9 protein-coding genes are annotated in these 11,403 nt (G+C 48.3%); 8 read left to right on the plus strand and 1 reads right to left on the minus strand.

The genetic code is table 11. The features are described 5' to 3' along the window. Nucleotide 1: 1 nt before the first annotated feature. On the minus strand, nt 2–1,354 hold the full coding sequence (gdhA, locus tag V202x_RS11580) for an NADP-specific glutamate dehydrogenase (RefSeq protein WP_145174600.1): 1,353 nt from the start codon (nt 1,352–1,354) through the stop codon (nt 2–4). A gap of 611 nt (nt 1,355–1,965) precedes the next feature. On the opposite strand from gdhA, the gene V202x_RS11585 reads away from it, so the two are divergent. The 8 genes from V202x_RS11585 to V202x_RS11620 all read left to right on the plus strand — a co-directional run bounded on the left by V202x_RS11585 (nt 1,966) and on the right by V202x_RS11620 (nt 11,265). After that, nucleotides 1,966–2,733, plus strand: coding sequence for a TVP38/TMEM64 family protein (locus V202x_RS11585; protein ID WP_145174603.1), 768 nt, complete (start codon nt 1,966–1,968; stop codon nt 2,731–2,733). Nucleotides 2,734–2,795: 62 nt separating this feature from the next. Then, on the plus strand, nt 2,796–4,349 hold the full coding sequence (locus V202x_RS11590; RefSeq protein WP_145180549.1) for a mercuric reductase: 1,554 nt from the start codon (nt 2,796–2,798) through the stop codon (nt 4,347–4,349). Nucleotides 4,350–4,402: 53 nt separating this feature from the next. After that, complete coding sequence (locus tag V202x_RS11595; RefSeq protein WP_145174606.1) at nt 4,403–5,068, plus strand: DUF6796 family protein; 666 nt, start codon at nt 4,403–4,405, stop codon at nt 5,066–5,068. 51 nt (nt 5,069–5,119) lie between these two features. Further along, complete coding sequence (locus V202x_RS11600) at nt 5,120–6,811, plus strand: FG-GAP repeat domain-containing protein (RefSeq protein ID WP_145174609.1); 1,692 nt, start codon at nt 5,120–5,122, stop codon at nt 6,809–6,811. 35 nt (nt 6,812–6,846) lie between these two features. Then, on the plus strand, nt 6,847–7,260 hold the full coding sequence (locus tag V202x_RS11605) for a hypothetical protein (RefSeq protein WP_145174612.1): 414 nt from the start codon (nt 6,847–6,849) through the stop codon (nt 7,258–7,260). 194 nt (nt 7,261–7,454) lie between these two features. Further along, nucleotides 7,455–8,855 carry a DUF1501 domain-containing protein gene (locus tag V202x_RS11610; protein WP_145174615.1) on the plus strand — a complete coding sequence of 467 codons (1,401 nt, stop codon included), beginning with the start codon at nt 7,455–7,457 and terminating at the stop codon, nt 8,853–8,855. A 154-nt stretch (nt 8,856–9,009) separates the two neighbouring features. Next, nucleotides 9,010–9,894: an alpha/beta hydrolase gene (locus V202x_RS11615; protein ID WP_232098952.1), complete on the plus strand. Its 885-nt coding sequence runs from the start codon at nt 9,010–9,012 to the stop codon at nt 9,892–9,894. Nucleotides 9,895–10,032: 138 nt separating this feature from the next. Beyond that, entirely contained in the window at nt 10,033–11,265 is a 1,233-nt protein-coding gene (locus V202x_RS11620) for a carbohydrate porin (protein WP_145174619.1), read from the plus strand. Nucleotides 11,266–11,403: the final 138 nt, after the last annotated feature.

The raw sequence follows: 11,403 nt of genomic DNA on the forward strand, positions 1-11,403 counted from the left end.
TTTAAACGACTCCATACGCCAGCATGGCATCAGCCACCTTGATGAATCCTGCTATATTTGCTCCGCGGACATAGTCCACGAAATCATCGGTCTTGCCGTGTTGGAGACAATTCTCATGGATGTCACTCATGATTGACTGCAATCTGCTATCGACTTCTTCTCGGCTCCATGAAAGTCGTAATGCATTTTGACTTTGTTCGAGTCCGGATACCGCAACACCACCCGCATTTGCAGCTTTTGCGGGTGCATACAGAATCTTGGCATTCAGAAAAGCATGAGCGCCTTCTAATTCCGTGGGCATGTTTGCCCCTTCACAAACCGCTTTGACCCCATTGTCGAGCAACGTTTTTGCATCTTCTCCACTAATTTCATTCTGGGTCGCACACGGCAACGCAATGTCAACGGGAACACTCCATGGACGCTTCCCCTTATGAAAACTAGCTGCGTTAAATTTCTCAGTATATTCATGGATTCGGCCCCGCCTTACTTCTTTGAGATCTTTCACAAAGGCGATCTTTTCTGCATCAATTCCCTCAGGATCGTGAATAAACCCTGACGAATCCGAAAGCGTGAGCACTTTTGCTCCCAGTTCCACTGCTTTTTCTGCCGCATAAATAGCCACATTTCCTGATCCTGAAATACCGACGGTCTTACCTCTGATACTCTCCCCCTGGCTCTTAAACATTTCCTCGCAAAAATAGATACAACCATAGCCGGTGGCTTCGGTCCGCACACGGCTACCTCCGAACTCCAGACTTTTTCCAGTAAGTGTTCCCACAAATCGATTTTCGAGGCGCTTATACTGACCGAACAGGTAACTGATCTCTCGCGCACCCACTCCAATATCACCCGCAGGAACGTCCGTGTCTTCACCAATGTGTCGGTGTAATTCGGTCATGAGTGATTGACAGAATCGCATCACTTCGTTGTCACTCTTTCCTTTGGGATTGAAATTCGAACCTCCCTTGGCCCCCCCCATTGGTAGCCCGGTGAGACTATTCTTGAAGGTCTGTTCAAAACCGAGGAATTTCAGCACGCTTTGAGTCACACTCGCATGAAAGCGCATCCCGCCCTTATAAGGACCGATTGAATTGTTGAACTGGACGCGCCACGCTCGGTTCGCCCGAATTCGATTTTGGTCATCTTCCCATGTCACTCGAAAGATCACGATACGATCTGGTTCGGTCATTCGCTCCAGAATCTGAGCTTCCTGGTATTTCTTGTTCTCTAATACAAAAGGAATGATGCTTTCGGCAACTTCACGAACCGCCTGATGAAATTCCGGTTCACCTGGATTACGTTTGATTAGCCCTGACATGAAGTCGTCAACATTTTGGCAATTTTGGAATTCCATTAAATAGATCCTTTAGAGTATTTCGTGCAGAATTGATTTCATATCATCATTCTGAGAGATGGGACGGCTCAGAGTAGCACAACTTACAAAAGAAATCAAAAACAGTTTCTTCTTGATAAAAAACGAAAATCAAATCGCCAAAATATTCGTCTCGTTTTGAAGAAAAAAGGAATGAGAGATGCTTTCAAAGAAACAAAAAACTGAGGTATTCGCTGCATCATGTCTCAGGAGCAGTCTGGTTTTGCACATGACAAAGAGAGATTGGCAGGCCAACCATAATATTCTGCATTGTCAGAAGAACAATTTCTTTGCAATAGATTTAGTAATTTGAGTTTGAGTTGGTAGGTCTTTTTCACTAGAGTTGTCGCAAGAGTTGCTGTCCAAGAGATTAGTAGGGGTGACAACCGAATTTTCAAAGTAGGTCCAGACCAGAAAAAAACAAATAAAACAGGGGATTTTCAATAAATTTGAAGGCGATCAACAGCGAATGAAAAAAACTGACATGTTTTTTGTAAGGAATCCGAGAGTATCCCGACATATTCATAGAATCCATTAAAAGCAATATTACATAAGGCCAGGTAGTACTTTTTTAGCAACGAGGAACCAGACCGATGACACAAGAACCAGAGCAACAGGCCTCATCAGGAATCGCAAAGAAACTGGTTGTCTTGCTAGTTGTCGCAGGTCTGATCGTTATCGCCTACACACAATTCGGCAGTGCGCTCACCCTGGAAAGCCTGGCACAGCAGGAATCTCAGCTTATCAGTTTCCAAAAAGAAAACCCCGTTCTGGTCTATGGTGTCGCCTTCTTGATCTATGTTTTGGTGACGGGGCTTTCCCTGCCAGGTGCGGCTGTTTTGACACTTGTGTTTGGCTGGTATTTTGGCCTGTTGAGAGGTTTTCTGCTGGTCAGTTTCGCATCCACAGCAGGCGCAACGCTGGCCTTTTTATTAAGTCGGTTCCTGTTTCGCAATGCCATCCAGAAACGATTTGGCGAGCGGCTTGCCAGCTTCAATCAGGCCCTTGAAAAAGAAGGACCTTTTTTTCTGTTTACATTACGACTGATACCCGCAGTTCCTTTTTTTGTGATCAATGCCGTCATGGGTTTAACTCCCATCCGCACCATTACGTTCTGGTGGGTCAGTCAACTGGGCATGTTGGCAGGAACCTTCGTGTATGTGTATGCCGGCTCCAGCGTTCCCAATTTACAAACTCTCGCTGAAAAAGGGATCAACGCCGTTTTTACCCCAAGTCAACTGACCCAAATCATAGTGGCCTTTGTGCTGCTCGGCATTTTTCCTCTCATCGTCCGATTCACTATGAAATTTTTCAATCGATCAAAGGTGCAACCTGAAACTGAAAATGGTGCCGTAACATAAAATCAATCCCGTAGAAGAAGTCATTCGATATGAGTACCACAACTTCTCAAAAGAGGAACATGATGAGCGAACACGAACTAGTCCAGCTTTTACCTAAAGACGAGCATAATCAACAACTCGAAGCGAACGTCCATCCGCCAGTCTGGACCAATCCTACACCAGCGGGTAGATACAACCTCGTTGTCATCGGAGCAGGAACAGCTGGTCTTGTCTCTGCCGCGGGTGCGGCAGGCTTGGGCGCACGTGTGGCATTAATCGAACGCGAGTTAATGGGGGGTGATTGTCTGAACGTAGGCTGCGTTCCCTCCAAAGGTGTGATTCGTGCTGCTCGCGTGGCTGCATCCGTTCGCGATGCCGAGCCGTTCGGTGTGAATGTTCCTGAAGGTACCAAGGTCGACTTTGGAAAAGCGATGGAACGCATGCGTCGTCTTCGCGCAAAAATTAGTCCCAATGATTCTGCGGACCGATTCAAGGACTTGGGTATCGATGTCTTCTTTGGCCAAGGGGCGTTCGTTGATGACAATACGGTCACCGTTACACGCGCCGATGGTTCTGTATCACAACTGCAATTTAAGAAAGCAGTCATCGCTGCCGGAGCACGCGCCTCGGCGCCCCCGATTCCCGGTCTCAACTCAGTAGAATATTTAACGAACGAATCACTCTTTTCACTGACAGAACTTCCCAAACGCTTCGGAATTATAGGCAGTGGTCCGATTGGGAGTGAAATGGCACAGTCGTTTGCCCGATTTGGAAGTGAAGTCTTTCTCTTCGAACGTTCCGAACATATCCTGCCGCGTGAAGATTCTGATGCGGCGTCTGTCGTCCAGAAGCAATTCGAGCATGATGGCATCAAGCTGATGTTTAATAGCCAGGATATGCAAATCAGCCGTTCTCAAGATAATAAAATTTGTGTCACGGTGACTCAAAATGGTGAGAAAAGCGACACGATTGTCGATCAACTGCTTGTCGCAGTGGGACGTGCACCGAATACTGATGGTCTGAATCTGGAAGCGGTGAATGTCAAGTTCGATCAGACCGGTGTTGAAGTGAATGACAATTTGCAGACCACGAATCCACGTATCTTCGCCGCGGGCGATGTCTGTTCGAAATATAAATTCACGCATGCCGCAGATTTTCAAGCTCGCATCGTCATTCAAAATGCACTATTCGCTATGGGACCGTTCGGTAAAAAGAAAGCCAGTGATTTGATCATTCCCTGGGCCACTTACACTTCACCCGAGATCGCACATGTCGGCATGTACGAACACGATGCAAAAGACGCAGGCGTTGAAATTGATACCTATCTTCAAGAATTCAGCGACGTCGATCGTGCGATCCTGGAAGGCCAGGACGAAGGCTTTGTCAAAGTCCACACCAAAAAAAGGACAGATCAAATCGTGGGGGCGACCATCGTTGCTGAAAATGCAGGCGATATGATCTCAGAGATTACTGTGGCGATGACGAATGGCCTCGGTCTGTCCAAGATTGGAGGCACGATTCACCCCTATCCCACACAGGCTGAAGCCATTCGCAAACTAGGCGATCAATATAGCCGAACCCGACTAACCCCTTTTATCAAATCCATGTTTAAGAAATGGCTGTCCTGGACTCGATAATTGACAACTGGACGAGTCAATCCATTGATTTCAAAAGTTTCAAGAACAGTACCATGCAATTAAACCTCAAACTGACAGCAGCATGTGGATTACTGGCCGCCCTCCTGGTAGGAACAGGCGAGTTCTTGATTCACTTCGACCCTCTGGCGCGATTCAGCGAAACCAGCTACGACTTCATGCTTGATACTTCTGAATCGCGGCTGACAGCAGGTCACTTCTTCGCCATGATCGGAATTCCCTTTTATTTCCTCGGCTCGTGGCACATTTATCAGATGCTCCGCCCGGCCAATAACAAACTTGCCTTTGCCGCCTTTCTGATTGCCGCCTATGGTTTCATTTTCGGTGCGGTCTGGATGGGTTCTCGCGCCAGTATCGGCTCTCTGGTTCATCACGGGGATCTGATTGAAGGCACAAAGCTGGTCGAGCTGTATCAACTCCGATATGAAACACTGCTGCAAGTCATCCGCATAACCACTTTGGTTTTGTCTGGAATCTACGTCTACCTCGTGTTGACTGGTAAAACGCGCTATCCAAGGTGGATGGCTGCCGTGAACCCGATCGTCCTGATTCTTTTGAGTTTTCTGATCTATGCAATCAACAAGAACATTGGTATATACATCATGCCGATTGCATTGAATGTCGCCTTTGCAATCTTCTTCACCTGTTCGCTGCTGTTTGGTGATACTCGTCAACAACTGACAAACGAATCACAGAGCTAACTTCAATCAAATGTGTTTCCAAAAGACACAAGACAAATCGGAGCTAACCCAATGAATGAACCTGCAAAAGAAGAGACGGCAAAAGTCGAAGCACCACCAAAGAAAAAATCGCGTAAAAAATATCTGCTCCTGCTGTTACTCATTCCCTTAGCTGCCGTTTTATTCATCGCAATCCGGTTCAAACTGGATGCAAATATTCCCTATGACGTTTCCACCGCTGGCATTACCATTCCCAAGTTCACAGAATCGGATATCGATTTCACGCACATTTATAAAAAGGATACCGCGATACAATCTACCGGAGGTGCGGTCATCAGTGTCGACAATCAGGGTGCAGAAGAGTTGTTCCTTGGCGGTGGAGAAGGGCAACAAGATAAGCTCTTTCGATTTGTCGATGGTACATTCAAAGACATCACAGCAGAGACGGGGTACGAGAAAGAGAGTCAAGAAGCAACCATGAGCGCAATCGCGCTCGACGTCGACGAGAACGGCTTCGATGACTTAATTGTCACAACATCGAGTGACATCTATCTCTATAAGAATGATGGGGGCAAGTTCACGCGACAGAAGCTCGATGCGAAAATGGCCGAAGACACCACTCCATTTTCCGTTGCGGTGGCCGACATCAATCGTGATGGCCATTTTGATATGTACGTCTCGGGTTATATTCGCAAGGAATTAATTGAAGGCCTGAATATCTTCAACCAGGAAGGCTATGGCGGTACCAGCGCCTTATTCATTAATAACGGCGATGACACATTCACCGACAAAACCAAAGAATCAGGTTTGTATTACAAGCATAATACATTTCAGGGAGTCTTCATTGATGTGGATCAGGACGGACTTGAAGACTTGATCGTGGCCCATGATACCGGCCAGGTACGCACCTGGAAGAATCTGGGTAACATGAAGTTTGAGAATATCCCCAACCCGAATTCCGAAGTCTATAGTTATCCAATGGGAATTGCAGTCAGCGACTACGACAATGACGGATTAGTCGACTTCTTTTTTTCGAACACCGGTACCACTGCCCCCGCATTTATGGCAAGCGGTGACCTGCGTGCGGATCAGGTTTACTATCCAGACTGGATCATGTTCCACAATGAAGGCGATTTCAAATTTACTGACTCCGCCGAAAAAGTGAAGCTTGCGGACTATGAATTTTCCTGGGGTGCTGTGTTTGAAGATTTTAATCTCGACGGTCGACCTGATCTGGTTGTCTCAGAAAACTTCGTTGACTTGCCGCCCCATAAAGTTCCTTTCCTGCGACTTCCGGGACGCTTCATGCTGCAAAATACCACGGGTGAGTTTGCGGCAGTTGGCAAGGAGGCAGGGGTAGTGAATAAGCGGTATAGTATCTCGCCTGTAACAGCCGACTTCAACCTGGACGGAGTTCCTGATCTCGTACATGTCAATCTCGCAGGAAATTCAAAAGCATTCATCAGTAATCAGGGATCAAAGAATTTGATTAAAGTCCAGCTTCCAAACAACGTGAGATCTGTGGGTGCAATGGTCAAGGCTACATTGTCCGATGGTCGCGTTTTACATCGCCCCTTCGTAAAGGGAGAAGGGCTCTGTGCAGACTCTACCCCGATCATCACAATCGGTACCGATGGAGCTGATGTCACCGATGTGGAAGTTAAATTTCTAACAGGTGAAACAGTGAAGGGTGATGTGGGAGAGGCAGGTAGTACGGTTGTCATCGCCGCGCCTGCTCCAGTGAAAGAGCCATCAGAAAAGTAACAGATCCAGGTCACAACTAATATGAGGTGCCGAAGATGATAAGGATCATGTTATTGGGCCTGGTCCTTTTCGGCATGTGGAGTAGTGGAACACTCTCATGGCGGCAATTCCATTCCGGTGAAGCGTGCCCCATTCTCGGTCTGGTTCCTGTTTGTTATCTGGTTTTCACTGGTTATTTGACGATGCTGTGTGCCATCATACTCCGTACCTGGAGACAATTGTTCTATTGGCTCTTTTGGGTAGGACTTTTCATGGTAGGAGCCTTGGCTCTAATCGGTTCTGTTTTCGAATTCATAAAAGGCCCTATCTGTCCTCGCACTTTTGGATGGATACCAATGTGTTACCTGTCATTAGTTTTCAGTCTCTTGATTGCGTTCCTCAATGTGCTTGTAACGCGCAGCAAAAAAGTCATTCTCTCTATCCAATCAAATCTTGACTCTCCCTCCTAAAAATGCATCGACCATAAGAATCACAGCACAGCCTGATTCTCTACTTGCGGTAGTGTGAAGAGCAGGGTACAATAAAATTTAAGAAAGTTTCGAAATCCAATATGACGGTATTTCAAGACTTTTTCTGATACCGCGTTTGATGAACTCCCACCATGTTTTCTCCTTCCGAAATCCAGTGAGTCAAAGGTATTACCATGAAACCCAGTCAAAGCATCTTTTGTCCCGGTCCCATGTCACGGCGGAGCTTTCTTGAAGCAGGCTATCTAGCATTGGGAGGCTTGGGCTTGTCGGATCTTTTGCTCAAGCGTGCGATGGCAAAGGCCACAAACACGCAGCCAGCCGGTAATGATGATACCGCTGTCATTTTCATCTGGTTACTGGGTGGGCCGAGTCATATGGAAACCTATGATATGAAGCCCGACGCCCCGAGTGATTATCGGGGGCAGTTGAATCCGATTGCAACGAGTGCGCCCGGAATCAATATTTGCGAACTGTTACCCAAACATGCGAAGGTGGCAGATCGGTTTTCTATCATTCGTTCCATTTCACACGAAGATTCGCAACACGCGCGCGGCTCCGTTCGTTTCTTAAGTGGTCGTAAAACACAAAGCGTCAGTCCTATATCGGAATTCCCCACAGTGGGTCCCATCGTTTCCCGTATGCGTGAGCATCGTCGCGTGGGTGTCCCGAATTATGTGGCCAGTTCAGCTCGCGCTTACGGTGGGGGCAGTGCCTATCTAGGTGAATCGGCAATGCCTTTTGTCGTCGGAGGCAACCCGGGTGCACCCGGATATACAGTGCCCAATCTGTCACTGGCGAACGGCTTAAAAGAGCGACTGGATGATCGCGTGCACTTGTTAAAATCATTCGATCACTTTCGCCGAGACGTCGATCTGAAAGGTTCGATGGAATCAATGGATGAAATCAACCAGCAGGCATTGAGCCTGTTGACGAGTGATAAAGCGCGCGAGGCCTTTGATCTGTCACGTGAAAGCGACGCGACTCGTGACCGCTATGGTCGCCACAAATGGGGGCAACGCGCTTTACTGGCCAGACGCCTTGTGGAAGCCGGCAGCAGCTTTGTGACCATGTACATGAACAATCCTGATGTTCCTGGCACACAAAAAAACCGGATTCACGGCAACTGGGATATCCACGCCATCAATGGTGACCTGTATTACGATCTGGGAGTGCGGTTGCCTCATTTTGACAGTGCGGTCTCGGCACTGATTGAAGACATCTATGATCGGGGACTCGACAAAAAAGTGATGTTGATTGTCTCGGGAGAGTTTGGACGTACTCCACGCATCACCGTCCAACCGGGTACCCGCAGCAAAGTCATGCAACCGGGACGGGACCACTGGCCCGGCGCGATGTCAGTGCTTGTCTCAGGTGGTGGTGCACCAATGGGGCAGGTGATTGGCTCCACGACGGCTAAAGGAGAATACGCCAAGGACAACAAACTTGATCCGAACGACCTCCTCTCGACGATCTATCGATTCCTGGGAATCGACCAACATCACGAATTCCTCGATCGCAGCGGCCGTCCCATGCCCATTCTTCCCCACGGAACCCCGATCCGGGAACTAAGCTAACCTTTCGAGAAACCACAAACTTGGGTACGCTCTATAGCAGAAAGACTCAACTGCACGCGTCATGCAAAAGATGTCGGCACGTTGACAACAAAGTTCATGCTTAAACACGGAAAGAGTTTCGATGAAAGCGCGCTACACTCTTAGTCTGCTGTTGTTGATAGTACCGCTCACTGTTCCTGCTCGAAGTTTTGGTGAGGAAGCAATTCAGCGCATCAAAGATATTGAATATGCAAAGGTGGGAAAGCATGCCTTGTTGCTGGATCTGTATTTACCTGAAGCGAAAACAAATCCGCCGCTCCTGGTCTGGATTCACGGCGGTGCCTGGCGGGCAGGGTCCAAATCCAACATGCCTTTAATACAGCTGGTTAAAAATGGGTTTGCGATTGCCAGCGCCGATTACCGACTCTCACCTGTGGCAAAGTTTCCTGCTCAAATTCATGACATCAAAGCAGCGATCCGTTTCCTGCGCGGCTCGGCATCAAAATATGGTTATAATGCCCGAAAGATCGGAATCCTCGGTTCGTCAGCCGGCGGACATCTTGTCGCGTTAATGGGTGTGACCAACGGTCACCCGCAACTCGAAGGTGATCTCGGTGACTTCGATCAGGAATCTTCGAGTGTCGAAGCGATTGTCGATTATTACGGCCCGACGAATTTCATGACCATTCTCAAGCAGTCCACACCGCACGGATTAAGTGTGCGTGTCCCGGCCTTGCAGCTACTGCTGGGCGATGATCCCACTAATCAACCGAAGTTGGCCCAACTGGCCAGTCCCGTGTTTCATGTCGATGCCAAAGATCCCCCGCTACTGATCATCCACGGCGATCAGGATCCGCAGGTGCCTATTAACCAGTCCCACGAATTGCATGGTGCCTACAAAAAGCACAAAAGGAATGTGACATTTGAAGTCATCCACGGCGGCGCCCATGGCGGTCCGGAATTTTACGATACCGCTCGGATCAAGCTGGTCGAAGACTTCCTGCGAAAACACCTTGCGGACAAAATAGCCCCTGTAAACAACGTCCAGCAGGGCAAATAAAGAAAAACAAGCCGTTTAGCTCAACCCAGTTTCGCTATTCTGCCAGGCTGGACCATCCCCATCGAATATGCCGATTAAGGTAGAGAACGCTACATTTTTCTCTGGCATTTCATTTGTAGCGGTAACGGGGAGTGGACTGTGCGGTTTCAAAATTTCTTCCAGCAGATTCTCTTGATTCTAGCTTTAACCATGATTCAAGCAGCCAGTCAAGCGTGGGCGCAGGAAGAAACAACTATCGAACCGCCGGAACGAATCGTCACTGAAGATTTCTCGACAGATGCAACCGACACGCGGCTGCTGAGTCCCTGGCTGAACAAAGATAATGGATTTACCGCAACTCCCGTCTATTTTGGTGAAGTCTTCACCAACGCGCATGGCGGAATCGGTACAAAACACGCGACACAATACGAAGGCCTGCTTGATCTAGCGCTCAGTTTTGATTTTCAGAAAATGGAACTCCCGATTCCCGGTCGCGCGACGATCCTGTTTCAAAATACTCATGGCCGGGGGCTGAATCCTTATGTCGGTGCCACACAGATCACCAGCAATATTGACTCGCTCGATAATATCACTCAGATCAGCGAGCTCTGGTGGGAACTCGATCTGTTTGATGAAGCAGTCATGTTCCGTATCGGCAGACAGGACTTAAGCACAGAATTTATTACCATGGAAACGGCCAGTGATTTTATCAACTCCGCATTTGGACTCTCTCCCTCAGCCGGTCTCCCTTCATTTCCAGCTCCCAGTTCGGCAGCGATGGCAATGATCAATCTTAATCCCTCTCTCAAATTCAGAACTGGGGTCTGGGATGCATTTCGTACTGATGAAAGGGGGACGTTCTCACAAAATGGTTCAATCCTGTTCATTTCAGAACTGGAATATCGTTATACCACGTCACGAAATCAACTCCCCGGCATCATCTCATTTGGCATAACCTACGAAACTCCGGGTGAGATCCCCGATGGCGTAATCCCCCGCGCGTTCGGTTATTATCTTCAGATCGAACAAATGCTATATCGCGAAGCCGACAGCACGGACGACAATCCACAGGGACTCTCCCTCTTCGCTCAACATTATCCTACCAACACCAATGGAAGTTCTTCCTTTCCCGAGATCCCCGAAGACGGTCTCGCCGGCATTGTCTACAGGGGACTGCTCCGCGGCCGTGATGAAGATGTAGCAGGTGCGGGCCTGGGCTGGGTCAAACTCACCGAAGGAGGCACCGACGAGGAGTTCATGGTGGAACTGTTTTACAAAGCAAAAATCAATTCGACGTTGAGCGTCCAACCCGACATCCAATACATCAACACTCCCTCCGGCATCTACCCCAACGCCCTCGTAGTCGGCCTCCGTGTTCAACTTGATCTATAAACCAACACAGCAACAAAAGTTGTGATCGGTTTTATAATCAATGCAAAACAAGGATCTTGATTCGTAGGCTACGGATGCATAGTGCATCCGTAGCCTCCTATTCATGACGCCACGTGCAGTAGCCCAATCTTAAAACCT

Origin of the sequence: Gimesia aquarii (assembly GCF_007748175.1) — a bacterium.
GTDB lineage: Bacteria > Planctomycetota > Planctomycetia > Planctomycetales > Planctomycetaceae > Gimesia > Gimesia aquarii_A.